The following is a 26,218-nucleotide window of genomic DNA, read 5'->3' on the forward strand; positions in this document are numbered from 1 at the left end:
CTGAGGGAGAGGGTTAGGGTGAGGGGTAAACGATTTACACCGCGGTCTGGAAAATCACACCGTCTGCTTTCTCGGTGTACTGAGAAAGTTTGTCAAAGTTCAGATAACGGTAGGTATCTACAGCCGTCTTATCAACTTGCGCCATAAAGGTCTGGTATTCGTCAGGCGTTGGCAGTTTGCCCAGCAGTGAAGCCACTGCGGCCAGTTCTGCGGAAGCCAGGAAGACGTTAGCACCAGTACCCAAACGGTTAGGGAAGTTACGCGTCGACGTTGAAACCACGGTCGAGCCATCTGCCACGCGCGCCTGGTTACCCATACACAGTGAACAGCCCGGAATTTCGATACGCGCCCCGCTCTTACCAAACACGCTGTAGTAGCCTTCCTCAGTCAACTGAGCGGCATCCATACGCGTTGGCGGAGCAACCCACAGGCGAGTCGGCAACTGGCCTTTGTGGCTATCGAGCAGTTTACCTGCCGCACGGAAGTGGCCGATGTTGGTCATGCAAGAACCGATAAACACTTCATCAATTTTCTCGCCCTGAACATCAGACAGCAGACGTGCATCGTCCGGATCGTTTGGCGCACACAGAATAGGCTCTTTGATATCGTTCAGATCGATTTCAATGATCTCTGCGTATTCTGCATCGGCATCCGCTTCCATCAACTGAGGATCGGCCAGCCATTTTTCCATGCCCTGGATACGGCGCTCAAGCGTACGACGATCGCCGTAACCTTCTGCGATCATCCACTTCAGCAGCACGATGTTAGAGCTCAGATACTCTTCGATCGGTTCGCGATCAAGCTTGATGGTACAGCCAGCAGCTGAACGCTCAGCGGAAGCATCGGTCAGTTCAAATGCCTGCTCAACTTTAAGCGTTGGCAGACCTTCGATTTCCAGGATGCGACCAGAGAAGATGTTTTTCTTACCTTTCTTCTCAACGGTCAGCAGGCCTTGCTTAATGGCATACAGCGGGATCGCATGAACCAAATCACGCAGGGTGATCCCAGGCTGCATTTTGCCTTTGAAGCGCACCAGTACTGACTCAGGCATATCCAGTGGCATCACGCCGGTTGCCGCAGCAAACGCCACCAAACCAGAACCCGCAGGGAAGGAAATACCAATTGGGAAACGAGTATGGGAGTCACCGCCGGTACCCACGGTATCAGGCAGCAGCATACGGTTTAGCCAGGAGTGGATAACACCATCACCCGGACGCAGCGACACACCGCCACGGTTCATGATGAAGTCAGGCAGCGTGTGGTGAGTATTCACATCCACCGGCTTAGGATAAGCGGCAGTATGGCAGAAGGACTGCATCACCAAATCAGCAGAGAAGCCCAGGCACGCCAGGTCTTTCAGTTCATCACGGGTCATTGGACCGGTGGTGTCTTGAGAACCGACTGAGGTCATTTTTGGTTCGCAATACTGATTCGGGCGGATACCTTCAACGCCACACGCACGACCAACCATTTTCTGTGCCAGCGAGAAACCACGAGTACTTTGCGCAACATCTTTCGCCTGCACAAACACTTCGCTACGTGGCAAGTTCAGCGCTTCGCGCGCTTTGGTTGTCAGACCGCGACCGATGATCAACGGAATACGACCACCAGCACGCACTTCGTCCAGCAGCACATCGGTTTTCAGCTCGAAATTCGCGATGACTTCGTTAGTTTCGTGGTTACGTACTTCACCTTTGTACGGGTAGATGTCGATAACATCGCCCATGTTCAGATTGTTTACGTCAACTTCGATTGGCAGTGCACCGGCATCTTCCATGGTGTTAAAGAAGATTGGCGCGATTTTGCCGCCGAGCACCACACCACCGCCGCGCTTGTTCGGCACGTTCGGGATATCGTCGCCCATAAACCACAGCACAGAGTTGGTCGCAGATTTACGCGAAGAACCGGTACCAACAACGTCGCCCACATACGCCAGTGGGAAACCTTTCTTATTTAATGCTTCGATCTGTTTGATCGGGCCAACGCTGCCAGGTTGATCCGGCACAATACCTTCACGGGCGTTTTTCAGCATCGCCAGCGCGTGCAGAGGGATATCCGGGCGTGACCAGGCATCAGGTGCAGGAGACAGGTCATCGGTGTTCGTTTCACCCGTCACTTTAAATACGGTAACGGTGATTTTCTCAGCCAGTTTAGGGCGAGACAGGAACCACTCGGCATCGGCCCAGGCTTTCAGCACTTGTTGTGCGTGGGGATTACCGGCTTTTGCTTTCTCTTCTACATCGTAGAAGTTATCAAACATCAGCAACGTGTGGGACAACGCTTTGGCTGCAATCGCTGCCAATTTTTCGTTATCCAGCGCGTCAATCAACGGGTGAATGTTGTAGCCACCTTGCATGGTGCCAAGCAGTTCTACAGCTTTCTCAGGGGAGATTAACGGGGAAGTGGCTTCACCTTTGGAGATGGCAGCCAGGAAACCGGCTTTAACGTAGGCGGCTTCATCAACGCCTGGCGGAACACGATTGGTAATAAGATCTAAAAGGAATTCTTCTTCACCCGCTGGCGGGGTTTTCAGCAGCTCGACCAGTGCGGCCATTTGGGATGCTTCTAAAGGTTTTGGAACAATCCCATCTGCAGCACGTTCGGCTACGTGCTTACGGTATTCTTCTAGCACGACGGTTCTCCTCGCTCTCATTGTCATTTCGGTTCCGGCTATTCTCTTCACGCTCCTGTGAGACAGCAGTTTGTAGGGTCAATGCCCGGTTCCGCGACGGGCAGCATAGCAGGATTTTCAGGGGGTGTTAATCCGTTTACAAAAAAGCAACATTAAATACTTGCTGAATCGTTAAGGACAAAATATTACTTTTCGATATGAGCTTCTGGCACAAAAAAACCGCATTGGGATGCCAGGTTTTGTACAGGATTTGTATAGGCGGAAATAATATTTCACGGTTTTGTCTTATTTTCACGGCAAGAATCCCTGTTTAAGACAAAAATTAAACTATCAGCTCTCTATACTCGCCACGATTTGCCGCTTCCCGGCACAGCTCCCTACTTCTGAATACCAGGAGACGTTAAATGAAGTTGCCATTCAAGCCTCATATTCTTGCCCTCGTTGGGAGTGCTGTCATTTTAGCGGCGTCAGGCATGCTAATAGTGAAAAGCCAGTCAACAGAGGCAGCATCGTCTGTACCTGAACCTGTCGCACAACCTGCAGCGCCTGCCCCTGCCGCCGCACCCGCGACACCCGTAGCAGGGACGACTGCACCACTCACAAATGCTCCCACCTTTACGTCTGCCCAAATCGACCAATGGGTTGCGCCTGTTGCGCTATTCCCTGACCCACTTTTATCGCAAGTGCTCATGGCGGCGACCTACCCGACGAACGTGGTTCAGGCAGTGCAATGGTCTCATGACAACCCTAAACTCGAGGGTGATGCCGCCGTTCAGGCTGTCTCTAATCAGCCCTGGGATCCGAGTGTGAAATCCCTGGTCGCTTTCCCGCAATTAACGGCGCTGATGGGGGAAAACCCGCAGTGGGTGCAGAATCTGGGTGATGCCTTCCTTGCACAACCTAAAGATGTAATGGATTCCGTGCAGAAATTGCGTTTGCTGGCGGAACAAACCGGTGCCCTGAAAACGACACCGCAGCAAACGGTGACCACCGCCCCGGTAACAGTAAACCAGAACACAACGGTTAAAGAGTCATCGGGCACCAGCGCAGCCCCGGCTCCGACGGTCATAAAAATCGAACCGACTGACCCGCAGGTCGTTTATGTCCCGACTTACAATCCATCGACTGTGTACGGCACCTGGCCAAACACGGCTTATCCACCCGTTTATCTTCCCCCTCCAGAAGATCAATTCGGTGACAACTTTGTTGATGGGCTGGGATTTGGCCTCGGCATAGTCACCACGGCGGCTTTATTTGGCAGCATCGACTGGGATGATGACGATTACCACCACCATGATAATTACAATGGCGGCGGATATAACCGCAATGGAGACAACAACATCAATATTGACGTTGACCGTTACAACCGCGTTTCCGGGCAACATCTGGCCAATAGTAACAATATGCGCTTCCAGCATAACCCTGCCTACAGGGATGGGGTTGGCTATCAGTCCAATGCTGTTTCTGAACGTTATAACCGGACGAATGCTGCCGCAGGGCTTAGCGCAACGCCAAACGCCGCATCAGTCAACCGTGATGCTCAGCGACAAGCGGCCAAGACCCAGATGCAGCAAACTCAGCGGAAAACGGGAGGCTCAGCACCACAGCTCTCTTCCCGCGATGCTCAGCGTAAGGCATCTTCCCAACAAGTGAACAAAATTGCTCAGCGCAATAATTATCGGGGTTACGACACACCTAACACGGATGCTCGCCGCAACGCCGCGAAGACGCAGGCCAACCGTTCAACGAATCAGCAGACCCAACGTCGTCAGGAAGCGGCCAGAACACAGACGCGTGAACAACAGAATCGGGCCAGCACCAATGTGGCGCAGCGTCAGCAACGCGCTCCACAACAGTCCAGATCAGCGTTAAGCGGTAACGACAGCCGTTCCCCTTCCTGGCAGGCACAAAACCAGCGTGGGCAACAAAGTCTTAATCGCTCATCGGTAAACCGTGAACAGCGCGGTGGTGGCAGAGAACGTGGCTCTCAGGGTCGTGAATTTAATCGTCGTTAAAAGGAGGCATCATGAAAAATCGTATGAAGTTAAGTGCATTAGTCATGCTTATGCTGCCTGCCTTTGTGCAGGCACAGCAATTGTTCACCACACCTGAACTGGCAGCCACCACATTTGCGAAAGCCGTTATTAACCAGGATGAAGCCGCACTGACCAAGGTACTTGGCGATAACTGGCGACATTATCTTCCTGATGACAAAGCCGATCCTGAAGCGGTAGCGCGTTTTATTCGTGACTGGAAAGTGAGTCATAAAATCGAGCAGAAAGGGGAAACGGCGCATCTGAATGTTGGGCAAGAAAACTGGCAATTACCTATCCCGATAGTGAAAACGGATGCGGGCTGGCACTTCGATATGCAGAAGGCTGCGGATGAAATTCTCACGCGCACCATTGGTCTTAACGAACTTTCTGCCATTCAGGCGATAGATGCCTATGTGGCGGCTCAGCAAGATTACTATCAGCTCGATCAGCAATACGCACAAAAATTTGTCAGTAGCGAAGGTAAGAAAGACGGTTTGTACTGGCCAGTCACTCCGGGCGAAGCACCCAGCCCGCTCGGTCCAGGCTTCAGCCCTGCGCAACCAGGCATGGGATATCACGGTTATCACTTCCGTATTCTTACAGCTCAAGGCCAAGACGCACCGGGTGGTGAGAAAAACTATATTTCAGACGGGAAAATGGTAGACGGCTTTGCGTTAATTGCCTGGCCTGTCGAGTATGGAGAAACGGGCGTCACTACCTTTATGGTAGATAACCAGGGGGCGGTTTATCAGAAGGATTTAGGCGAACAAACGGCTGAAAAAGTGAATGAGATAAAACATTTCAACCCAGATAAAAGCTGGGAAGAAGAGCAGCAATAATCCAATAAAAAAAGCGGCCTAAGCCGCTTTTTTTATTACCATCAAGCGATTACTTCTTTTTCGCTTTCGGGTTTGGCAGGTCGGTGATGCTACCTTCGAAGATCTCGGCAGCCAGACCTACTGACTCGTGCAGAGTCGGGTGCGCGTGGATAGTGAGCGCGATATCTTCTGCGTCACAACCCATTTCGATAGCCAGACCGATTTCGCCCAACAGCTCACCGCCGTTAGTACCGACAATCGCACCACCGATAACACGGTGAGTTTCTTTGTCGAAAATCAGTTTGGTCATACCGTCTGCGCAATCTGAAGCGATAGCACGGCCAGAAGCAGCCCACGGGAAGGTGGCGGTTTCGTAGCTGATGCCTTTTTCTTTCGCTTCTTTCTCGGTCAGACCCACCCATGCAACTTCTGGTTCGGTATAAGCGATTGAAGGAATCACTTTCGGGTCGAAGTAGTGCTTCATGCCAGCGATAACTTCAGCGGCAACGTGACCTTCGTGAACACCTTTGTGCGCAAGCATTGGCTGGCCCACGATGTCGCCGATTGCATAGATGTGCGGCACGTTAGTGCGCATTTGCTTATCGGTACGGATGAAGCCACGGTCATCAACTTCAACGCCAGCAGCGCCTGCATCCAGCAGTTTACCGTTAGGTACACGGCCGATTGCAACCAGAACCGCATCGTAACGCTGTGGTTCAGCTGGGGCTTTTTTGCCTTCCATAGTGACGTAGATGCCATCTTCTTTGGCTTCAACCGCAGTCACTTTGGTTTCCAGCATCAGGTTGAATTGCTTGCTGATACGTTTGGTGAATACTTTCACCACGTCTTTGTCGGCAGCCGGGATAACCTGGTCAAACATTTCAACCACGTCAATATCTGAACCCAGCGCATGGTACACGGTACCCATTTCCAGACCGATGATACCGCCACCCATGACCAGCAGGCGTTTCGGCACGGTTTTCAGTTCCAGTGCGTCGGTAGAATCCCATACGCGTGGATCTTCATGCGGAATGAATGGAAGTTCGATCGGACGGGAACCCGCCGCGATAATGGCGTTATCAAAGGTGATGGTCGTTGGACCATTTTCGCCTTCAACAACTAAGGTGTTAGCACCGGTAAATTTACCCAGGCCGTTCACCACTTTAACTTTACGACCTTTCGCCATACCCGCCAGGCCACCAGTCAACTGGTTGATAACCTTTTCTTTCCAGGTACGGATTTTGTCGATGTCAGTTTTCGGCTCGCCGAAAACAATGCCATGCTCAGCCAAAGCTTTCGCTTCTTCGATAACTTTAGCAACATGCAGCAGGGCTTTAGAAGGGATACAGCCAACGTTCAGACAAACACCACCAAGGGTGCTGTAACGCTCTACAATGACGGTCTCCAGACCTAAATCAGCGCAACGGAATGCAGCAGAGTAACCTGCCGGGCCTGCCCCAAGTACGACGACCTGAGTTTTGATTTCAGTACTCATCATGACCTCTTAATTTATTTCCGGCGGTCCCTGGTCTTTAACGCCCATTGCCACCGGGACGTTCTATCCGCCCGCAGTTTACAAAATTGTTAACAAATTTGAAACAACAAACGGCAAACGATTTGTATTTGGCACCTGATAATCTCAAACAGCATCATGAGATTACCAGAAAAAAGCCGACCGATTGGCCGGCTTTTTGACTTACATCACCAGGCGGCGAATGTCGGCCAGCATGTTGTTGATGATGGTGATAAAGCGCGCACCATCAGCACCGTCAATCACGCGGTGGTCGAAGGAAAGAGACATTGGCATCATCAGACGCGGCGTGAACTCTTTACCATTCCAGACTGGCTCCATAGAAGACTTGGAGACACCCAGGATTGCCACTTCTGGCGCGTTAACGATTGGCGCGAAGTGAGTCGTCCCGATACCACCCAGGCTTGAGATAGTGAAGCAACCGCCCTGCATTTCGCCAGCAGTCAGCTTGCCATCGCGAGCTTTCTTGGAGATAGCCATCAGTTCGTGAGACAGCTCAACGATGCCTTTCTTGTTCACGTCTTTGAAGACAGGAACAACCAGACCGTTTGGCGTATCAACCGCAACACCGATGTTGATGTATTTTTTCAGCGTCAGCTTCTGACCATCTTCGGACAGAGAACTGTTGAAGCGTGGCATTTGCTCAAGCGCGGCAGCAACAGCCTTCATGATGAAGACCACTGGCGTGATTTTAACGCCCAGTTTCTTCTTCTCAGCTTCTACGTTCTGCTGTTTACGGAACGCTTCCAGCTCAGTGATATCGGTTTTGTCGAAGTGCGTAACGTGCGGGATCATCACCCAGTTACGGCTCAGGTTAGCACCAGAGATTTTCTGAATGCGGCCCAATTCAACTTCTTCGATTTCACCAAACTTGCTGAAGTCCACTTTCGGCCATGGCAGCATACCAGGCAGACCGCCGCCGGTTGCAGCAGCAGGTGCAGATTCAGCACGCTTAACCGCGTCTTTCACGTAAGCCTGAACGTCTTCGCGCAGGATACGACCTTTATGGCCAGTCCCTTTCACTTTCGCCAGGTTCACACCGAATTCACGCGCCAGGCGGCGAATCAATGGAGTTGCGTGAACGTAAGCATCGTTTTCAGCGAATTCAGTTTTACCGGAAGCCTGCGCTTGCGCTGCCGCTGGTTTTTGTGCTGCAGCCGCAGGAGCCGGAGCTGCTGCTTCTTGCTTAGCGGCAGGAGCTGGTGCAGCGCCTTCCACTTCAAAGACCATAATCAGAGAACCGGTAGACACTTTGTCGCCCGCTTTGATTTTGATTTCTTTAACCACACCCGCGAACGGAGCCGGGACTTCCATAGAAGCTTTGTCGCCTTCTACGGTGATCAGTGATTGTTCAGCGGCCACTTTATCGCCCACTTTAACCATCACTTCAGTCACTTCAACTTCGTCACCGCCGATGTCTGGAACATTAACTTCTTTAGCAGCTGATGCCGCTGGTGCAACTGGAGCCGAGGCTTGTGCCGGAGCGGCAGCCGGTACAGCACCCGCCACTTCGAAGACCATAATCAGGGAACCGGTAGACACTTTGTCACCAGTATTGATTTTGATTTCTTTAACCACACCCGCGAACGGAGCCGGGACTTCCATAGAAGCTTTATCGCCTTCTACAGTGATCAGGGATTGTTCAGCGGCAACGGTGTCGCCCACTTTAACCATGATCTCGGTCACTTCAACTTCGTCACCACCGATGTCTGGTACGTTCACTTCTTTGGCCGCGGCAGCCACAGGAGCGGCCGCTGGCGCTGCTTCTTTCTTCTCTTCTGCCTGAACAGGAGCCGCTTGCGCGGCACCTTCGGCGGATTCGAAAATCATAACCAGTTTGCCGGTTTCAACTTTGTCACCTACCGCAACTTTGATCTCTTTGACCACACCTGCTTGCGGAGAAGGAACTTCCATTGAAGCCTTATCACCTTCCACGGAGATGATGGACTGGTCAACTTCAACCTTATCGCCCACTTTCACCATGATTTCGGTGACTTCAACTTCGTCTGCACCAATGTCCGGTACGTTGATTTCGATAGCCATTTTATTCTTTACCTCTTATGCCAGACGCGGGTTGACTTTATCTGCATCGATGTTGAATTTGGTGATAGCGTCAGCCACCACTTTCTTATCGATTTCGCCACGTTTAGCCAGTTCGCCAAGTGCTGCAACAACCACGTAAGATGCGTCCACTTCGAAGTGGTGACGCAGGTTTTCACGGCTGTCTGAACGACCGAAGCCATCAGTACCCAGTACGCGGTAATCGCTTGCCGGGATGAAGTTACGGATCTGCTCAGCGAACAGTTTCATATAGTCAGTAGACGCTACCGCTGGTGCATCGCTCATCACCTGAGCAACGTACGGTACACGTGGTTCTGCAGTTGGGTGCAGCATGTTCCAACGCTCACAGTCCTGACCATCACGAGCCAGTTCGGTGAAGGAGGTTACGCTGAACACATCAGAGCCCACGCCGTAATCTTTAGCCAGGATCTGTGCTGCTTCACGTACGTGACGCAGGATAGAACCAGAGCCCATCAGCTGAACTTTACCTTTAGTACCTTCAACTGTTTCCAGCTTGTAGATACCTTTACGGATGCCTTCTTCCGCGCCTTCTGGCATGGCTGGCATGTGGTAGTTTTCGTTCAGTGTAGTGATGTAGTAGTAAATGTTCTCTTGCGCTTCACCGTACATACGCACCAGGCCGTCATGCATGATGACTGCAACTTCGTAAGCGTAAGATGGATCGTAAGAGATACAGTTAGGGATAGTCAGAGACTGAATATGGCTGTGGCCATCTTCGTGCTGCAGACCTTCACCGTTAAGCGTTGTACGACCAGAAGTCCCACCGACCAGGAAGCCACGCGCCTGTTGGTCACCCGCTGCCCAGCACAGATCGCCAATACGTTGGAAACCGAACATGGAGTAGTAGATGTAGAACGGGATCATTGGCAGATCGTTGGTGCTGTAAGAGGTCGCAGCAGCCAGCCAGGAAGAACCTGCGCCCAGCTCGTTGATACCTTCTTGCAGAATCTGACCTTTCTCGTCTTCTTTATAGTATGCAACCTGCTCACGGTCCTGCGGGGTGTACTGCTGGCCGTTCGGGCTGTAAATACCGATCTGACGGAACAGACCTTCCATACCGAAAGTACGCGCTTCATCGGCAATGATTGGAACCAGACGGTCTTTGATAGACGGGTTCTTCAGCATCACGTTCAGGGCACGAACGAAAGCGATAGTGGTAGAGATTTCTTTGTTCTGCTCTTCTAACAGAGAGCTGAAGTCGGCCAGGGTAGGCAGATCCAGTTTCTCGGTGAATTTTGGCAGGCGAGTCGGCAGGTAGCCGTTCAGTTTTTCACGCTGGCCATGCAGGTATTTGTACTCTTCGCTGCCTTCTTCGAACTTAATGTATGGCAGTTTTTCGATTTCAGCATCGGTCACCGGCACATTGAAACGGTCACGCACATAACGTACGCCGTCCATGTTCATTTTCTTAACCTGGTGAGCGATGTTTTTACCTTCGGCAGTTTCACCCATGCCATAACCTTTAACGGTATGAGCCAGGATGACAGTTGCTTTGCCTTTGGTTTCTTGTGCATTTTTCAGTGCAGCGTAGATTTTCTTCGGATCGTGGCCGCCACGGTTCAGAGCCCAAATCTCATCGTCGGACATATCTTTAACCAGTGCAGCAGTTTCTGGATAACGACCGAAGAAGTGCTCACGAACGTAAGCGCCATTTTTGGATTTGAAGGTCTGGTAGTCACCGTCAACGGTTTCGCCCATCAACTGCAACAGTTTACCGCTGGTATCTTTACGCAGCAGAGCATCCCAACGAGAGCCCCAGATCACTTTGATAACGTTCCAGCCAGCACCCGCGAAGATACCTTCCAGTTCGTTAATGATTTTGCCGTTACCGGTTACTGGGCCATCCAGACGCTGGAGGTTACAGTTGATGATGAAGCACAGGTTATCCAGTTTTTCACGGGTTGCGATAGTGATCGCACCTTTGGATTCTGGCTCATCCATCTCACCATCGCCCAGGAACGCGTAAACGCGCTGTGCGGAAGTGTCTTTCAGACCACGGTGTTCCAGGTATTTCTGGAATTTAGCCTGATAGATTGCACCGATTGGACCCAGACCCATAGATACGGTCGGGAACTGCCAGAATTCTGGCATCAATTTCGGGTGCGGGTAAGAGGACAGACCATTACCGTGAACTTCCTGACGGAAATTGTTCATCTGCTCTTCAGTCAGGCGGCCTTCAAGGAAAGCACGTGCGTAAACGCCTGGGGAGATGTGGCCCTGGAAGTACACCAGATCGCCGCCATCTTTTGCATTGCGAGCGCGGAAGAAGTGGTTGAAACACACGTCATACACGGTTGCAGAAGACTGGAAAGAGGACATATGGCCGCCCAGATCGAGGTCTTTTTTAGACGCACGCAGGACAGTCATGATGGCATTCCAACGGATAGCAGAACGAATACGGCGTTCCAGCTCCAGATTCCCCGGGTATTCCGGTTCATCTTCAACGGCGATGGAGTTTACGTACTGGCGGGCAGCAGAACCTTCTGCAACTTTTACTCCACCTTTACGGGCTTCGCTCAGTAACTGATCAATCAGGTACTGTGCGCGCTCAACACCTTCTTCACGGATGACCGATTCGATCGCCTGTTGCCAGTCGCGAGTTTCGATCGGATCCACGTCATTTGGGAAACGTTCTGACATGGGTGGTATTCCTTATCTGTGTCTAATACGTTGATTATCTGGAACCTGTCTAATTGTGCTTTCCTTGAAAAAACACAATAAGACAGGTTCTGCGTTTAGTTGCCGCGCTCTAAATAGTGGCGCTTAAAAGAACCAGATATTTCAGGTTCTCATTCCTTACGTTGCTGTAAGCGCCGCAGAGAACGTTCTCGACGACTCTGTTCGCGGCTGCGATCCAGCAATATTTCTTCAATAAATGCCAGGTGGCGGTGCGACGCTTCGCGCGCCTGCTCCGGCTGGCGAGCCATAATCGCCGCAAAAATGCTGGCGCGATGGCTGCTCACTTGCGCCAGCATTTCCCGGCGCGCATAGAGCAATTCAAAATTCTGACGAACGTTTTGTTCGAGCATCGGTGACATGCAGCGCAACAAGTGTAGTAGCACCACGTTGTGGGCGGCTTCGGTTACAGCGATTTGATACTGCATGACCGCATCGGATTCAGCATCCAGATCGCCGGACTCTTGTGCTTTTTGAATGGCTAAATGACAGTCGCCAATGCGTTTGAGATCTTCGTCCGTACCACGCAAGGCAGCGTAATACGCAGCGATACCTTCAAGTGCATGGCGGGTTTCAAGCAGATCAAACTGGGATTCAGGATGGTCAGACAACAGTTCGACCAGCGGGTCGCTTAAACTTTGCCAAAGGCTGTTTTGGACAAAAGTACCGCCGCCCTGACGACGAAGCAGGAGCCCTTTCGCTTCGAGACGCTGAATGGCCTCGCGTAGTGAAGGACGAGAAACGTCGAACTGTTTTGCCAATTCACGCTCTGGTGGGAGTTTTTCGCCGGGACGCAAGGTTCCCTCGAGGATGAGAAACTCCAACTGCTGCTCAATCACATCGGATAGTTTTGGTTGGCGGATTTTGCTGTAGGCCATTTATTCCCTGTCTCTGCCATTAGCGCTTATGCCCTTCAAACATTACATCATTCTGGGCAAAGTCAATTGGTATGACCAATTTCACATTCTTGACGCTAAAGTAACAAAGTATTCACCTTCTGTCCATATTGGTTTTGATTGAAATCATTAAACCCGGCACATTTTAACAAGATTACAGAAATGATGTTTCAAGGTTGTAACTTTGCACAAATGTCACATTTACTCACACCCAGATGCATTTAACTTTTACGAAACAGTAAAAAATGGATTTTCTTGCAAATTGAACCGATTCATCAGTTTAAAATATGAATATTAATTCACTGGTTGCGCTTAGGCTGAAGAAATAACTGCAGAAGTAGAAGAGATGCGCGGAATCAAACTGCTTTCTTTTTATTCAACTGGTCACGCCAGTAATAGAAAGCAGGTGCAAACATTTGCGTCTACCACTATTCTTTGCGCTGCGGTAGTCCACTACGCAAAATACTGGAATTAAAAACCGTAAAATAATTACTACACAATGCGGAATTACAAACTTACAGAGGCGCGGTCAGCGCCCTGAAAATAACCACACACGAGGTTAAATTATGGAAGGTCAACAGCAAGGCGACACGCTGAAACGCGGCCTTAAAAACCGCCATATCCAGCTCATCGCGCTGGGTGGAGCTATCGGAACAGGGCTGTTTTTGGGCAGTGCGTCTGTCATCCAATCCGCCGGGCCGGGGATTATTCTTGGCTACGCGATTGCAGGTTTTATTGCCTTTCTGATCATGCGCCAGTTGGGTGAAATGGTTGTTGAAGAGCCTGTAGCGGGTTCTTTTAGTCACTTTGCTTACAAATACTGGGGTGGATTTGCAGGGTTTGCGTCTGGCTGGAACTACTGGGTGCTGTATGTACTCGTAGCGATGGCAGAGCTCACCGCGGTAGGTAAGTACATCCAGTTCTGGTATCCCGAGATCCCAACCTGGGCCTCTGCCGCCGTCTTTTTTGTCGTGATCAATGCCATCAACCTGACTAACGTAAAAGTGTTCGGTGAAATGGAGTTTTGGTTCGCTATCATTAAAGTCATCGCCGTCGTTGCCATGATCGTGTTTGGCGCCTGGTTGCTGTTTGGCGGCCATGCAGGCCCACAAGCGACTGTTCGTAACCTTTGGGAGCAAGGTGGATTCTTGCCACACGGCTTTACCGGGTTAGTCATGATGATGGCGATTATCATGTTCTCTTTCGGCGGGCTTGAGCTGGTCGGTATTACTGCTGCAGAAGCGGATAACCCAGAAGTCAGCATTCCTAAAGCGACCAACCAGGTTATCTATCGTATTCTGATTTTCTATGTGGGCTCACTGGCTGTTCTGCTGTCTCTGATGCCATGGACTCGCGTGACCGCTGATACCAGCCCGTTCGTACTGATTTTCCACGAACTGGGTGACACTTTCGTAGCAAACGCACTTAACGTTGTGGTTCTGACCGCTGCACTGTCTGTTTATAACAGCTGTGTTTACTGTAACAGCCGTATGCTGTTTGGTCTGGCACAGCAAGGCAACGCGCCAAAAGCGTTCCAGAAAGTGGATAAACGCGGCGTGCCGGTAAATACCATTCTGGTTTCTGCACTGTTCACCGCGTTGTGTGTACTGATTAACTACTTTGCCCCGGCAGAAGCCTTTGGCCTGCTGATGGCGTTGGTGGTATCGGCACTGGTGATCAACTGGGCGATGATTAGCCTGGCACACATTAAGTTCCGCAAGGCTAAGCAACAACAAGGGGTTAAGAGTAAGTTCCCTGCCCTGTTCTATCCGTTGGGTAACTATGTTTGCCTGCTGTTTATGGCGGCTGTTCTCGTCATTATGGCAATCACCCCGGGCATGGCCATCTCTGTGTGGCTGATTCCGGTGTGGATCGTGATTCTGGGTATTGGTTACTTCATTAAACAACAAAACCTGAAAAGCGTTAAAGCTTAAAGGTGACGTTACAGCGCCCTAAATAATTCGAGTTACATCACGGCGGCAAGAGAATGAATCCCGATGAGCTTAGTAAACTAAGTGAGTCGGGTGAATGAACGTAGCCAACAAAGATGTAGCTCGAAGTATGACGGGCGCTTTGTTATCTGCTTCACACTTCCTTTACAACGACAGTATTGTCCATCTCTGCAACGGTTTCCTGACACGCAAATTTATTCCAATAGCCCAATACTCTTGTCCATATTCAGGCCAGGAGCATTTCCAATGGAAAACAGCAAACTATCAATTAAAGAAAAGATCGGCTATGGAATGGGCGACGCCGGGTGCAATATTATCTTTGGCGCCATTATGTTGTTTGTTAACTATTTTTACACTGACATCTTTGGCCTGTCTCCGGCACTTGTTGGAGTTATGCTGCTTTCAATCAGGGTCATTGATGCCGTTACCGACCCTATTATGGGCGCTATTGCCGACAGAACCCAAAGCCGTTGGGGGCGTTTTCGTCCATGGATTTTATGGATGGCAGCGCCTTTTGCCTTCTTCAGTTACCTGATGTTTACCACGCCCGACTGGGGATACAGCAGCAAAGTTATCTATGCCTTCGTCACTTACTTCCTGCTCTCATTAACCTATACCGCGATCAACATTCCCTATTGCTCCCTGGGAAGCGTGATTACAAACGACCCGAAAGAACGTGTTGCCTGCCAGTCCTATCGCTTCGTCATGGTCGGTATCGCGACACTTATCCTTTCACTCTCCTTGCTGCCAATGGTTGACTGGTTTGGCGGCGGTGATAAAGCGAAAGGCTACCAAATGGCGATGGGCATTCTGGCCGTGCTCGGCATGTGTATGTTCCTGTTCTGCTTCACGACCGTCAGAGAGCGCGTACGCCCTGCGGTACCCAGCAATGACGATTTAAAATCTGACCTGAAAGACGTGTGGAAAAATGACCAGTGGGTGCGGATTTTACTTCTGACGCTGTGTAACGTTTGCCCAGGGTTTATCCGCATGGCAGCAACCATGTATTACGTCACCTGGGTGATGGGCCAAAGCACCAGTTTCGCCACCCTCTTCATCAGCCTTGGCGTGGTTGGCATGATGGGCGGCAGCATGCTGGCTAAAGTGTTAACTGACCGTATTTGCAAACTGAAAGTGTTTTTCTGGACCAACATCGTATTGGCAATTTTCTCATGCGGCTTCTACTTCCTCGACCCGCACGCGACCACGCTCATTGTGGTGATGTATTTCCTGCTGAACATTCTGCACCAGATTCCTTCGCCGCTGCACTGGTCGTTGATGGCTGACGTTGATGATTACGGCGAGTGGAAAACCGGTAAACGCATCACCGGCATTAGCTTCTCCGGTAACTTGTTCTTCCTGAAATTGGGTCTGGCGATTGCGGGCGCAATGGTAGGTTTCTTGCTTTCCTGGTACGGCTACGATGCCGGTGCGAAACAACAAAGTGCGGATTCAATCAACGGCATTGTGATGCTGTTCACCATCATTCCCGGCGTTGGATACCTGATTACCGCAGGGGTCGTACGCCTGCTGAAAGTTGACCGTGAAATGATGCAGCGCATTCAGGCAGACCTTGAAAAGCGCCGTCTTAACTATCGCGAATTGAACGAATATCACGACAGCAAACCCGTCGAAGCGAAACTATAAGGAAAGCCTTATGAATCAGGAGCAATGGCCTAATCCATTTATCGAACAGCGTGCCGATCCGTTTATTTTGCTGCATGAAGATGAGTACTACTTTATTGCATCAGTACCCGAGTACGACAGGCTGGAAATCCGCCGTGCGGCAACAATAAGCGAACTGCCAAATGCCCAACCCGCCGTTGTGTGGCGCAAACCGAGCTGCGGCCCGATGAGCGAACTGATCTGGGCACCAGAGCTGCACCATATTGACGGAAAATGGTACATCTACTTTGCCGCAACCCACACACAGGAGCTGGACGAGCTAAATATGTTCCAGCACCGGATGTTTGCCCTGGAGTGTGCCGATGCAAATCCCTTAACGGGTAAATGGGTAGAAAAAGGCCAGGTAAAAACGCAGTTCGACAGCTTCTGCCTGGATGCCACTACTTTCCGCCATCAAGGGAAACAGTGGTATTTATGGGCGCAGAAAGACCCCAATATTGCGGGTAACTCAAATCTGTATCTCGCCGAACTGGAAACGCCATGGGCAATCAAAGGCAAACCCGTGTTGTTAAGTAAGCCTGAGCTGGACTGGGAATGCCGGGGTTTTCTGGTCAATGAAGGGCCCGCGGTATTGGTTCACGGCGACAAACTGTTTGTCAGCTACTCCGCAAGCGCCACCGACGAAAACTACTGTATCGGATTGCTGTGGATCGATCTCAATGCTGACCCAACCCACGCAGCAAACTGGCATAAATCTTCGCAGCCCGTGTTTACCACCAGTTACCCAAACAAACAGTTCGGGCCAGGGCATAACAGTTTTACTAAAACAAAAGACGGGAAAGATGTGCTGGTCTATCACGCACGGAACTACACGGAAATTGAAGGCGATCCACTGTATGACCCAAATCGTCATACACGTCTGAAAACACTCGAATGGGACGAAAACGGTATGCCACTGTTTGGCATACCGCCTGCTGACACCCACTAACCTAATACGGTGCTCTGGTTATTTTGCTTAAACCAGAGTGCCGTAAATCGTCAGTAACGCCACCACCACCAAAATCACCAAAGACGTTTTCTTTGCCATCGTTACGGCAGCTTTTGGTGTTTTCACTTTATCCAGATGCGGCTCGCGTGCTAGCGAAAACTGCGCCAACTGAGTCAACACCTGATATTGCGAAGTATGGCGGTCAGCCAGTGAAGCAAACCATGCAGGAAGAGCTCGCTCACCGTGGCCCACCAGCGCATATACCACGCCAACCAGACGCACCGGCACCCAATCCAGAACATGCAAAATCGCATCGATACCAGAATGCAAACGCTGTTGTGGCGAGTGATGGCGAGCAAGCCAGGTTTGCCACGCGCGCAAGAACGCATAACCTGCCAGCGTTACTGGCCCCCAAACTCCACCGACGATAAACCAAAAAAGCGGTGCGAGGTAAAAACGAAAGTTAATCCACAAAAGCGCGTTTTGCAGCTCTTTCAGATATTCACGTTCATCGCAATCTGGCGGAACCCCATGGATCAACGTTAGCTCACTCGCCATTGCATCACGAGCATGGCTGTCGTCGTGGCTCGCGGCCTTTAAATAAGCGTGGTAATGCAAACGAACCTGGCCTGCGCCCATGCACAAAACACCGAGGGCAATCCAGAACACCAACAACGGCACATTAAAGAACAAACCTTGTAACGCACGAATCCCCAGGAAAACCACCAGCATGCACAGAGCAGTCATCAAGATCGTACGAAGCAGAGAAAAACTTTTTACCCGCCGAAAGAGAACTTCAAGGCGGTGATCAAGCTGCCAGTGCTCGCCCAGTTTGAACAACCGTTCCCAAATCATCACCAGCAGCAACGTAAACAGCGTCATTTCATCTCCTTATTTGACGTTACCTCAACCGAGTGGCGAAAACGCGGCCAGTCAAAAACAGGACCTGGGTCTGTTTTGCGCCCCGGGGCTATATCGCAATGCCCAGTCATATGGTCTGCAATAGCCGGATAAGCCTGAATTAGTGTGTCAGTAATCACAGTAAGCTGTTGATATTGCGCATCAGTATAGGGGAGCGTATCTGTCCCCTCCAACTCAATACCAATTGAAAAATCGTTACAACGCTCACGCCCCTGATATAAAGAGATTCCTGCATGCCAGGCGCGTTTATCGAAAGGAACATACTGAACGATTTCACCGTCACGGCGAATCAAACAATGTGCGGAAACACGCAAATGAGCAATTCCCTCAAAATAGGGATGGGCGTGCGCCTCGAGCGTTCCGGTAAACAGCGCGTCAATCCATGGGCCACCAAACTCTCCCGGTGGCAAACTGATGTTATGCACCACCAGTAGCGAAGGTGTCTCATCCTCCGGTCGGCAATCAAAATGTGGGGAAGGAACTTGCTTAACACCCACCAGCCAGCCGTTTTTTAGCTGCATCCGCGGTCTCCTTTGAGTGGTACTTGGCGTCGCATCAATGTAGCATGTTTCGACATTAACTAAGCCATTTCGGAGTTTTATCATGCCGCCTCGCCGTTATAACTCAGACCGCCGACGTGACGAGCTTCTCGACCGTATCAACCTTGATATTCCACAGGCTGTTTCGCAGGCTTTGCGCGAAGATCTTGGTGGTGAGATCGATCCAAATAACGATATCACCGCGCAATTACTGGATGCTGATCATCGTTCGCATGCCGTTGTTATCACCCGTGAAGACGGTGTGTTCTGCGGCAAACGTTGGGTCGAAGAGGTATTTATTCAGCTTGGCGGGGATGTCAAAGTCACCTGGCATGTTGAAGATGGCCAAACCGTAGTGGTAGACCAGCCTTTATTCGAACTGACGGGGCTTTCACGCGTGCTGCTCACTGGTGAACGTACCGCGCTGAACTTTGTACAAACCTTGTCAGGCGTTGCCAGCGAAGTTCGCACTTATGTTGATCTGCTGGCAGGAACAAATACCCAACTGCTTGATACGCGTAAAACTCTACCAGGCCTGCGCACGGCACTGAAATACGCGGTGCTATGCGGTGGTGGCAGTAACCATCGCCTGGGCTTGTCTGATGCTTTTTTGATTAAAGAAAACCACATCATATCTTCCGGTTCTATTCGCCAGGCGGTAGAAAAAGCATTCTGGTATCACCCTGATGTGCCTGTGGAAGTTGAAGTTGAGTCACTTAAAGAGCTGGAGCAAGCGCTACATGCCGGCGCTGACATTATCATGCTCGATAATTTCAATGTTGAAGATATGCGCAAGGCTGTCGTTCTCACAAATGGCAAAGCACGTCTGGAAGTTTCTGGAAACGTGACGAAAGAAACCATCCGTGAATTTGCTGAAACCGGTGTCGACTTTATCTCTGTGGGCGCGCTGACTAAACATGTCCGCGCACTCGATCTCTCAATGCGCTTCCGCTAATTTCTGCCAGGCAGATGGGGTGAAACTCCTCTGCCTTTTTCATTCCCTTGCGTCAATGCTCGCATTTTCATTGTTGCTCCGTGCAAACTTCACAGAAATGCTGGAAAGCCCCTTCCTGAAGCTATAACTCACTCTCGCCTGTCGGTTTTTTACAGCGCAAAGTGCCGCCATCCCAATCAGGAGCGGCATATGAACAAACAACGTGGATTTACACTTATCGAGCTAATGGTGGTTATCGGCATTATCGCGATACTGAGTGCCATTGGAATTCCCGCCTATCAGAACTACCTACGAAAAGCGGCACTTACCGACATGTTACAAACCTTTGTTCCCTACCGTACCGCCATTGAACTTTGTGCGATTGAGCGGGGTGGGATTAGCCAGTGCAATGCGGGTAGTAACAGTATTCCTTCGCCTAAAACGACCCGTTATATCAGCGATATGAGCGTTGCAAACGGCATTGTCATGCTGACCGGGCAAGAAAGCCTGAACGGTCTTACCGTTTCGTTATCTCCACGATGGAGTGACGCGGAGGGCGTTGAAGGCTGGAGTCGGACCTGTGCCACCACCGATGGCGCTTCGCTGAAGCAAAGCTGCGAAGAAGTTTTCCGTTTTGATAATAACTCTGCGAGTCACTAAGCCATGGAGAATCGGCAAATCTTGGCTCTGTGCAACCAGTATCAGGCGGTATTACTTTCTGAAGATCCCATACTGCACATCGCTATTGCACCGAATCCATCCGCTCAGTTTTTTGAAGCATTGCGTTTTATCTGCGATACGGAGGTAAACGTTGAATACTGGTCGGCTGAACAGTTAGAAAAAGCACGGCATTCTGGTGTTTTGGTAAACACAGATGTACAGCATGAAAACACCGCTCCCGTGGTTCAACTGCTACAGGAAACGCTTCACAAAGCGATTCAGTTGCGCGCATCGGACATTCACTTTGAGCCGATAGAGCAAGGCTACCAGATTCGTTTTCGGGTCGATGGAGTACTGCAACTGCAACCTCTCCTTCCGGCTCATGTAGCCGCTCCGTTAACTGCACGACTAAAAGTACTGGGGAATCTGGATATTGCGGAGCGCCGTCTGCCGCAGGACGGGCAAATGGAGATTGAAGTCGAACAGCATAAATGTTCATTTCGCATTGCTACGTTACCGGTGTATCACGGTGAGAAAGTTGTTTTACGTTTAATGACCCAGACCGAACAAACTTTTGAGCTTTCGGATTTAGGCATGTCACCAGATGATTGCATCCGCTTTCAGCATTGTTTAGCCAACCCGCAAGGCATGATCCTGGTCACCGGCCCCACCGGGAGCGGCAAAACCATCACGCTTTACAGTGCACTAAAAATCCTAAACCAGGTTTCCAGCAACCTCTGTAGCGTAGAAGATCCTATAGAGATCCCGATGCGTGGACTCAATCAAACGCAAATAAACAGCAAAGCCGGGCTGAACTTCCACAGTGTATTACGCGCCTTACTGCGCCAGGATCCCGATATCATCATGGTGGGTGAGATTCGGGACGGCGATACCGCAGAGATTGCCATTAAGGCGGCACAGACCGGGCATCTTGTTCTTTCAACTCTGCATACCAACTCGACGGCAGAGAGCGTCGTTCGCCTGCAACAAATGGGAGTAGAGCCCTGGATGTTAGCTTCTGCGTTGAACATGGTGGTCGCACAGCGTCTGGTTCGCAAACTCTGCCCTCACTGCAAGCAGCAACATCCCGATGACATCCTCCTTCCGACAACACTCTGGAAACGAGCATTACCCCACTGGCAGGCAGTGGGGTGCGAACGTTGCTACGGTGGCTTTTATGGGCGAAGCGCATTGTTTGAGATCCTGCTTATCGAACCCGCCCTACAAACAGCCATTATCAAGGGGATGGCTGCTCACGAGCTCGAAACGCTCGCTCGTCAACACGGCATGATGACGCTATTCGAAAGGGGATGTCAGGCTGTTGAACAGGGTCTAACTACGCTTGAAGAACTGTATCGTGTGCTGGGTGTGCCTCATGGCTAAATTTTTGCTCTGGCACTGGAAAGCGGTCGATCAATTCGGGCAACTCCAAAAGGGAACGTTAATTGCAGAAGATACCGCATCCGTTACCGATCAATTGTTCAATGCGGATCTTCAGCTTTTGCATCTACGCAAAACGTCGCGAACCCGCCGTGGTTGCTGGCATATTCAGCAAAAAATTCAGGTATTTCGCCAGCTTGCCACTTTACTCCAGGCTGGAATTTCTTTATCTGATGGGCTGTTGCTTATCGCACAGCAGCATCCCTTTGAAGAATGGTCTGCATTACTAAAAGACATAGAAAAACGTGTTTCGAGTGGTACGCCATTTTCAGCCGCATTAAGCCAATGGCCGAAGATGTTCCCCGCATTGTTTATTGCCCTGATTCATATTGGTGAGTTAACGGGGAAGCTAGACGAATGTTGCAAAAGGCTGGCTGATCAACAAGAAAAACTGTATCAACTGCATAAAAAGGTCATGAAAGCCTTACGTTACCCAATGTTTATTATGGCTGTCGCTCTGCTTGTCACTATCGGGATGATGGGATTTGTATTGCCGGAGTTTGCCAATATCTATCGGTCTTTTAACGCTCCTCTGCCTGCTATAACACTGGCAGTAATGGCGATTTCAAACTGGGTAACAACACAAGGGTTGGGGTGGTTACTGGTGTGTGCCACCCTCTTTGCTTGCGGATATTTTCTTCGACAACGAAAACCTCACTGGCAAGAGTATGAACAAAATCTATTACTCCGCATGCCTCTGGTTGCCCCGCTATGGCGCGGACAAGTTCTCAGCCAAATCTATACCACTCTTTCGCTATCCCAACAGGCAGGGATCCCTTTGCTGCAAGGGCTTAGTGCAGTGGAGACAACCCTCTCATCACTGTTGTGGAAGAAGGTTATTTCACACATTAGTACCAAAGTGATGCAAGGTGTCCCGTTTTGGCTTGCACTCACCGAGAGTGAGCGATTCACGCCGTTGTGTTGCCAGTTAGTACGAGTGGGTGAAGAGTCAGGTGCTTTAGATTTGATGCTGGAAAAACTGGCGAGCTGGCATCACAACAATACGGAAGAACGGGCTGATAACCTGGCCGCTGCGCTGGAACCGATAATGATGTTAATCGTGGGAGTCATAATTGGGACGTTGGTGATTGCGATGTACCTACCTATTTTCCAGCTAGGAGACGCAATGAGTGCTGGATGACGGTGCAGCGAGTGCCGCACCGTATGCGTGTATAGCTTAGAGGCTATTGAAAACGCGGTTTTCCTGCTCAGCAACACGAATAAACGTCGTGCGCTTGGTCAACTCTTTCAAACGAGAAGCACCAACGTAAGTACATGCAGAACGCAATCCGCCCAGGATATCACGGGCAGTGTTTTCTACAGGGCCACGTAAAGGCAGTTTTACTGTTTTGCCTTCCGCTGCACGGTATTGTGCAACACCACCAACGTGGCGAGTCATTGCAGATTCAGAGCTCATGCCATAGAACAGCATGAATTTCTCGCCGTTTTCTTCAACAACTGTACCGCCGCTTTCTTCGTGGCCAGCCAGCATACCGCCGAGCATCACGAAATCTGCACCGCCGCCGAATGCTTTAGCAACATCACCCGGAACAGTACAGCCACCGTCGCTAACAATCTGACCGCCAAGGCCATGAGCAGCATCAGCACATTCAATCACAGCAGACAGTTGTGGGTAACCTACGCCTGTTTTCACGCGAGTAGTGCATACGGAACCAGGGCCGATGCCGACTTTAACAATGTCAGCACCAGAAAGGATTAGCTCTTCGCACATTTCACCAGTGACAACGTTGCCTGCACAGATAACTTTATCCGGCCATGCTTCACGCGCTTTAGATAAGAACTGAGTGAAGTGTTCAGAGTAGCCGTTAGCCACGTCGATGCAGATAAATTGCAGTGCAGGATGAAGAGAAAGAATCTGCTTGGTTTTCTGGAAATCAGCGTCTGATGTACCGGTTGAAACCATAACGAACTTCAGGATGTCGTCTGACACAGACTTAACGAAGTTGCTCCACTCTTCCACAGAGTAGTGTTTATGGACCGCAGTCAGGATATCAAACGAGGCTAACGCCTGAGCCATACCGAATGTACCAACGGTGTCCATGTTAGCCGCAATGATCGGAATACCTGACCATGCAATACCGGAATGTTTGAAAGTGAATTGGCGCTCAAGCTCTACATCAGAGCGGCTTTTAAGAGTGGAACGTTTTGGGCGAATAAGAACGTCTTTAAAACCTAACTTCAAATCTTCTTCAATACGCATGTTGCAGATTCCTGGGTCGAATGGCGAAGGACGCGTGAACGCAATTGGCTATTTAGGCACCAATTCCAGTGACGTTATCATACGCACTATTAATGCCGCTGCAAGACTGCGAAAACACTCTTTTTTGCGCTACAATCGTTAAAATTTACCTGAGAAACAGGAAATCGCTATATGGGGTTCATTTTTCCAATGCCTCCGCGCCTTCCTGCAACATACCAGGTATAAATTAACTTTTTATATCCTTGATAAAACGTAGATTTAGGGTCTGGTTTTTATGGTTTATACGGTGGCATTAACGGGCGGGATTGGCAGTGGTAAAAGTACTGTCGCCGATAACTTTTCCCGATTAGGTATTACCGTTGTAGACGCTGACGTGATTGCTCGTCAGGTTGTTGAGCCAGGGCAGCCTGCTCTCACCATTATCTCTGACCATTTTGGTAAAGAAATTCTTCTTCAGGACGGCTCTCTTAACCGCCGGGTTCTTCGTGAAAAGATCTTCTCCTCCCCAGAGGAAAAACAGTGGCTCAATGCACTGTTACATCCACTTATCCATCAACGAACCCGAATTGAAATCAATCAAGCCGTTTCTCCCTACGTTTTGTGGGTTGTTCCGTTGCTAATTGAGAATAACCTTCAGCAGATGGCCGATCGCGTGCTGGTTGTGGATGTCTCACCAGAGGTACAAATCGCACGTACTATTGCGCGCGATAAAGTCAGTTGTGAACATGTGCAACAAATCCTTGCGGCACAGGTGACACGCGAGGCACGCTTGAGCGTTGCCGATGATGTAATTAATAATGATGGTGCCGCCGAGCAGGTGGCCGCACATGTTGACCGTCTGCACCGCCAGTATCTGGAACTGGCGGCCCAGGCCGCACAGCAGGAAAATTAATAATGAGCACCCAGATTCTTTTTGAGCACCCACTGAATGAAAAAATGCGCACCTGGTTGCGTATCGAGTTTTTAATCCAACAGCTCGAAAGTTCATTACCGGTAGATGAGACTTCCAAAGCCCTTCATTTTTTCCGTAATGTCGGTGACCTGCTAGACGTCTTTGAGCGCGGCGAGATCCGCACAGATATTCTCAAAGAACTGGAGCGCCAGCAGCGTAAACTATTGAGCTGGGCCGAAGTTCCTGGTGTAGATATGCAGCTTATCGATTCGCTGCGTAGCCAACTAAAAGAACGCGGCAGTGTTTTAATGGCAGCACCGCGCCTCGGGCAGTCTTTGCGTGAAGATCGTCTGATTGCCCTTGTTCGTCAGCGTCTAAGTATTCCAGGTGGTTGCTGTAGCTTTGATTTACCAACTTTGCATATCTGGCTTTATTCGCCACAAGATCAGCGCAATGCACAAATTAATGCCTGGCTGACAAGTTTGCAGCCGTTGAAACAGGCATTGGATCTGCTACTGGATATTATTCGTAATTCTGCGCCATTCCGTAAGCAAACCAGTCTGAACGGTTTTTATCAGGACAATGGTGATGATGCTGATTTGCTGCGTTTGCAGCTTTCTCTCTCTTCACAGCTTTACCCTCAGGTTTCCGGGCATAAAAGCCGTTTTGCGATCCGTTTTTTACCGCTTGATAGCGAAAATGGAATTATCCCTGAGCGCCTCGATTTTGAGCTGGCATGCTGTTAAGGAGCGCATATGTCTGAACCAACAAAAGTAAACTGCCCGGGTTGTGGCAAAGTTGTTATCTGGAATGAAACCAGCCCATACCGCCCGTTTTGCAGCAAACGCTGCCAACTCATTGACTTAGGTGAATGGGCCGCCGAGGAAAAACGTATTCCTAGCAGCGGCGATTTGTCAGAGAGTGATGACTGGAGTGAAGAAGACCTGCGTTAACTCTGCAGTAATTTGCTGATAATCGGTTCATTTGCTGGTGGGAAATCTGCTGCCACCAGCGAATTTTGCGCAATCCATTGACCCGGTTGCCCTTCTTTGCCCCATGGCTCGCCTTCCCAGCTTTCCACCATGAAAAACCACAAAGTGATAAACCGATCCGGGAACTGATAAGAAAGTTTTTCATACAGTCCAAACTGGTTCGCTGTAATGCCTGTTTCTTCCTGTAGTTCACGAACTAATGCTTGTTCTGGCGTTTCACCGGTTTCGATTTTTCCTCCCGGGAATTCCAGTTTATTTGCCATATGAGCGTCAGCAGCTCGTTGCGTGATAAAAATCTCCCGCTGAGAGTTGCGAATGATACCGACGGCAATTTCTAGTTGTTTCATTTTTGTGCAGGTACTCCATAGAAAAAAGGCGCAGC

21 protein-coding genes are annotated in these 26,218 nt (G+C 50.2%); 12 read left to right on the plus strand and 9 right to left on the minus strand.

The features are described 5' to 3' along the window. Nucleotides 1-34: 34 nt before the first annotated feature. The gene (acnB, locus tag RHD99_RS19925; RefSeq protein WP_309876101.1) at nucleotides 35-2,632 is read right to left on the minus strand and encodes a bifunctional aconitate hydratase 2/2-methylisocitrate dehydratase; all 2,598 of its coding nucleotides are present in this window, start codon (nucleotides 2,630-2,632) and stop codon (nucleotides 35-37) included. Between the two features lie 404 nt (nucleotides 2,633-3,036). Between acnB and RHD99_RS19930 the strand changes: the two genes are divergently transcribed. Both RHD99_RS19930 and RHD99_RS19935 read left to right on the plus strand, forming a co-directional pair. Next, a complete protein-coding gene (locus tag RHD99_RS19930) occupies nucleotides 3,037-4,647 on the plus strand; it encodes a DUF3300 domain-containing protein (RefSeq protein WP_309876104.1) in 1,611 nt (536 codons plus the stop codon). Between the two features lie 11 nt (nucleotides 4,648-4,658). After that, on the plus strand, nucleotides 4,659-5,507 hold the full coding sequence (locus RHD99_RS19935; RefSeq protein ID WP_309876106.1) for a DUF2950 domain-containing protein: 849 nt from the start codon (nucleotides 4,659-4,661) through the stop codon (nucleotides 5,505-5,507). Between the two features lie 49 nt (nucleotides 5,508-5,556). Here RHD99_RS19935 and lpdA read toward each other — a convergent pair whose 3' ends face one another. From lpdA to pdhR, 4 genes are all read right to left on the minus strand, one after another. Next, entirely contained in the window at nucleotides 5,557-6,981 is a 1,425-nt protein-coding gene (lpdA, locus tag RHD99_RS19940) for a dihydrolipoyl dehydrogenase (RefSeq protein WP_183272863.1), read from the minus strand. Between the two features lie 201 nt (nucleotides 6,982-7,182). Further along, nucleotides 7,183-9,060: a pyruvate dehydrogenase complex dihydrolipoyllysine-residue acetyltransferase gene (gene aceF / locus RHD99_RS19945; protein ID WP_309876108.1), complete on the minus strand. Its 1,878-nt coding sequence runs from the start codon at nucleotides 9,058-9,060 to the stop codon at nucleotides 7,183-7,185. Nucleotides 9,061-9,075: 15 nt separating this feature from the next. Beyond that, nucleotides 9,076-11,739: a pyruvate dehydrogenase (acetyl-transferring), homodimeric type gene (gene aceE / locus RHD99_RS19950; RefSeq protein WP_309876110.1), complete on the minus strand. Its 2,664-nt coding sequence runs from the start codon at nucleotides 11,737-11,739 to the stop codon at nucleotides 9,076-9,078. A 149-nt stretch (nucleotides 11,740-11,888) separates the two neighbouring features. Next, nucleotides 11,889-12,653, minus strand: a complete 765-nt coding sequence (gene pdhR / locus RHD99_RS19955) for a pyruvate dehydrogenase complex transcriptional repressor PdhR (protein WP_064516235.1) — start codon at nucleotides 12,651-12,653, stop codon at nucleotides 11,889-11,891. 581 nt (nucleotides 12,654-13,234) lie between these two features. On the opposite strand from pdhR, the gene aroP reads away from it, so the two are divergent. The 3 genes from aroP (at nucleotide 13,235) to RHD99_RS19970 (ending at nucleotide 17,237) form a co-directional block, all read left to right on the plus strand. Beyond that, nucleotides 13,235-14,605, plus strand: coding sequence for an aromatic amino acid transporter AroP (aroP, locus tag RHD99_RS19960; protein ID WP_183272862.1), 1,371 nt, complete (start codon nucleotides 13,235-13,237; stop codon nucleotides 14,603-14,605). 264 nt (nucleotides 14,606-14,869) lie between these two features. Continuing rightward, complete coding sequence (locus tag RHD99_RS19965) at nucleotides 14,870-16,270, plus strand: glycoside-pentoside-hexuronide (GPH):cation symporter (RefSeq protein WP_309876112.1); 1,401 nt, start codon at nucleotides 14,870-14,872, stop codon at nucleotides 16,268-16,270. A 10-nt stretch (nucleotides 16,271-16,280) separates the two neighbouring features. Then, nucleotides 16,281-17,237 carry a glycoside hydrolase family 43 protein gene (locus RHD99_RS19970; protein WP_309876114.1) on the plus strand — a complete coding sequence of 319 codons (957 nt, stop codon included), beginning with the start codon at nucleotides 16,281-16,283 and terminating at the stop codon, nucleotides 17,235-17,237. Nucleotides 17,238-17,264: 27 nt separating this feature from the next. Here RHD99_RS19970 and ampE read toward each other — a convergent pair whose 3' ends face one another. After that, nucleotides 17,265-18,119, minus strand: coding sequence for a beta-lactamase regulator AmpE (gene ampE, locus RHD99_RS19975; protein WP_183272790.1), 855 nt, complete (start codon nucleotides 18,117-18,119; stop codon nucleotides 17,265-17,267). Then, nucleotides 18,116-18,679, minus strand: coding sequence for a 1,6-anhydro-N-acetylmuramyl-L-alanine amidase AmpD (gene ampD, locus RHD99_RS19980; protein ID WP_309876117.1), 564 nt, complete (start codon nucleotides 18,677-18,679; stop codon nucleotides 18,116-18,118). The genes ampE and ampD overlap by 4 nt, the downstream gene beginning before the upstream one ends. 82 nt (nucleotides 18,680-18,761) lie before the next feature. Here ampD and nadC point away from each other — a divergent pair, with 82 nt between their 5' ends. From nadC to hofC, 4 genes are all read left to right on the plus strand, one after another. Further along, complete coding sequence (gene nadC / locus RHD99_RS19985) at nucleotides 18,762-19,652, plus strand: carboxylating nicotinate-nucleotide diphosphorylase (protein ID WP_183272788.1); 891 nt, start codon at nucleotides 18,762-18,764, stop codon at nucleotides 19,650-19,652. Nucleotides 19,653-19,841: 189 nt separating this feature from the next. After that, entirely contained in the window at nucleotides 19,842-20,291 is a 450-nt protein-coding gene (gene ppdD, locus RHD99_RS19990; protein ID WP_309876119.1) for a prepilin peptidase-dependent pilin, read from the plus strand. Nucleotides 20,292-20,294: 3 nt separating this feature from the next. Further along, the gene (gene gspE / locus RHD99_RS19995) at nucleotides 20,295-21,674 is read left to right on the plus strand and encodes a type II secretion system protein GspE (RefSeq protein ID WP_309876121.1); all 1,380 of its coding nucleotides are present in this window, start codon (nucleotides 20,295-20,297) and stop codon (nucleotides 21,672-21,674) included. Further along, the gene (gene hofC, locus RHD99_RS20000) at nucleotides 21,667-22,872 is read left to right on the plus strand and encodes a protein transport protein HofC (protein ID WP_309876123.1); all 1,206 of its coding nucleotides are present in this window, start codon (nucleotides 21,667-21,669) and stop codon (nucleotides 22,870-22,872) included. The genes gspE and hofC overlap by 8 nt, the downstream gene beginning before the upstream one ends. A gap of 36 nt (nucleotides 22,873-22,908) precedes the next feature. Here hofC and RHD99_RS20005 read toward each other — a convergent pair whose 3' ends face one another. Further along, on the minus strand, nucleotides 22,909-23,952 hold the full coding sequence (locus RHD99_RS20005; protein WP_309876125.1) for a GMP reductase: 1,044 nt from the start codon (nucleotides 23,950-23,952) through the stop codon (nucleotides 22,909-22,911). 274 nt (nucleotides 23,953-24,226) lie between these two features. Between RHD99_RS20005 and coaE the strand changes: the two genes are divergently transcribed. Genes coaE through yacG form a run of 3 tightly spaced genes read left to right on the plus strand, consistent with a single transcriptional unit; the run spans nucleotide 24,227 to nucleotide 25,797 of the window. Next, the gene (gene coaE / locus RHD99_RS20010) at nucleotides 24,227-24,844 is read left to right on the plus strand and encodes a dephospho-CoA kinase (protein WP_183272783.1); all 618 of its coding nucleotides are present in this window, start codon (nucleotides 24,227-24,229) and stop codon (nucleotides 24,842-24,844) included. Between the two features lie 2 nt (nucleotides 24,845-24,846). Next, nucleotides 24,847-25,590 (plus strand): cell division protein ZapD, encoded by a 744-nt coding sequence (gene zapD / locus RHD99_RS20015; RefSeq protein ID WP_309876127.1) that lies wholly within the window; start codon nucleotides 24,847-24,849, stop codon nucleotides 25,588-25,590. Between the two features lie 9 nt (nucleotides 25,591-25,599). After that, the gene (yacG, locus tag RHD99_RS20020; protein ID WP_183272781.1) at nucleotides 25,600-25,797 is read left to right on the plus strand and encodes a DNA gyrase inhibitor YacG; all 198 of its coding nucleotides are present in this window, start codon (nucleotides 25,600-25,602) and stop codon (nucleotides 25,795-25,797) included. Here yacG and mutT read toward each other — a convergent pair. Then, nucleotides 25,794-26,183: an 8-oxo-dGTP diphosphatase MutT gene (mutT, locus tag RHD99_RS20025; protein WP_309876131.1), complete on the minus strand. Its 390-nt coding sequence runs from the start codon at nucleotides 26,181-26,183 to the stop codon at nucleotides 25,794-25,796. The two genes, yacG and mutT, sit on opposite strands and share 4 nt — an antisense overlap. Nucleotides 26,184-26,218 lie beyond the last annotated feature (35 nt).

The organism is Buttiauxella selenatireducens (assembly GCF_031432975.1).
GTDB lineage: Bacteria > Pseudomonadota > Gammaproteobacteria > Enterobacterales > Enterobacteriaceae > Buttiauxella > Buttiauxella selenatireducens.

Excerpts from the sequence above, each read along its gene's own strand:
- RHD99_RS19935 (WP_309876106.1), top strand. The coding sequence starts at position 4,659 with ATGAAAAATCGTATGAAGTTAAGTGCATTAGTCATGCTTATGCTGCCT.
- RHD99_RS19965 (WP_309876112.1), top strand. The coding sequence starts at position 14,870 with ATGGAAAACAGCAAACTATCAATTAAAGAAAAGATCGGCTATGGAATG.
- nadC (WP_183272788.1), top strand. The coding sequence starts at position 18,762 with ATGCCGCCTCGCCGTTATAACTCAGACCGCCGACGTGACGAGCTTCTC.
- lpdA (WP_183272863.1), bottom strand. The coding sequence starts at position 6,981 with ATGAGTACTGAAATCAAAACTCAGGTCGTCGTACTTGGGGCAGGCCCG.
- aceF (WP_309876108.1), bottom strand. The coding sequence starts at position 9,060 with ATGGCTATCGAAATCAACGTACCGGACATTGGTGCAGACGAAGTTGAA.
- aceE (WP_309876110.1), bottom strand. The coding sequence starts at position 11,739 with ATGTCAGAACGTTTCCCAAATGACGTGGATCCGATCGAAACTCGCGAC.
- pdhR (WP_064516235.1), bottom strand. The coding sequence starts at position 12,653 with ATGGCCTACAGCAAAATCCGCCAACCAAAACTATCCGATGTGATTGAG.
- zapD (WP_309876127.1), top strand. The coding sequence starts at position 24,847 with ATGAGCACCCAGATTCTTTTTGAGCACCCACTGAATGAAAAAATGCGC.
- hofC (WP_309876123.1), top strand. The coding sequence starts at position 21,667 with ATGGCTAAATTTTTGCTCTGGCACTGGAAAGCGGTCGATCAATTCGGG.
- mutT (WP_309876131.1), bottom strand. The coding sequence starts at position 26,183 with ATGAAACAACTAGAAATTGCCGTCGGTATCATTCGCAACTCTCAGCGG.
- yacG (WP_183272781.1), top strand. The coding sequence starts at position 25,600 with ATGTCTGAACCAACAAAAGTAAACTGCCCGGGTTGTGGCAAAGTTGTT.
- RHD99_RS19970 (WP_309876114.1), top strand. The coding sequence starts at position 16,281 with ATGAATCAGGAGCAATGGCCTAATCCATTTATCGAACAGCGTGCCGAT.
- RHD99_RS20005 (WP_309876125.1), bottom strand. The coding sequence starts at position 23,952 with ATGCGTATTGAAGAAGATTTGAAGTTAGGTTTTAAAGACGTTCTTATT.
- ampD (WP_309876117.1), bottom strand. The coding sequence starts at position 18,679 with ATGCAGCTAAAAAACGGCTGGCTGGTGGGTGTTAAGCAAGTTCCTTCC.
- ppdD (WP_309876119.1), top strand. The coding sequence starts at position 19,842 with ATGAACAAACAACGTGGATTTACACTTATCGAGCTAATGGTGGTTATC.
- coaE (WP_183272783.1), top strand. The coding sequence starts at position 24,227 with ATGGTTTATACGGTGGCATTAACGGGCGGGATTGGCAGTGGTAAAAGT.
- RHD99_RS19930 (WP_309876104.1), top strand. The coding sequence starts at position 3,037 with ATGAAGTTGCCATTCAAGCCTCATATTCTTGCCCTCGTTGGGAGTGCT.
- gspE (WP_309876121.1), top strand. The coding sequence starts at position 20,295 with ATGGAGAATCGGCAAATCTTGGCTCTGTGCAACCAGTATCAGGCGGTA.
- ampE (WP_183272790.1), bottom strand. The coding sequence starts at position 18,119 with ATGACGCTGTTTACGTTGCTGCTGGTGATGATTTGGGAACGGTTGTTC.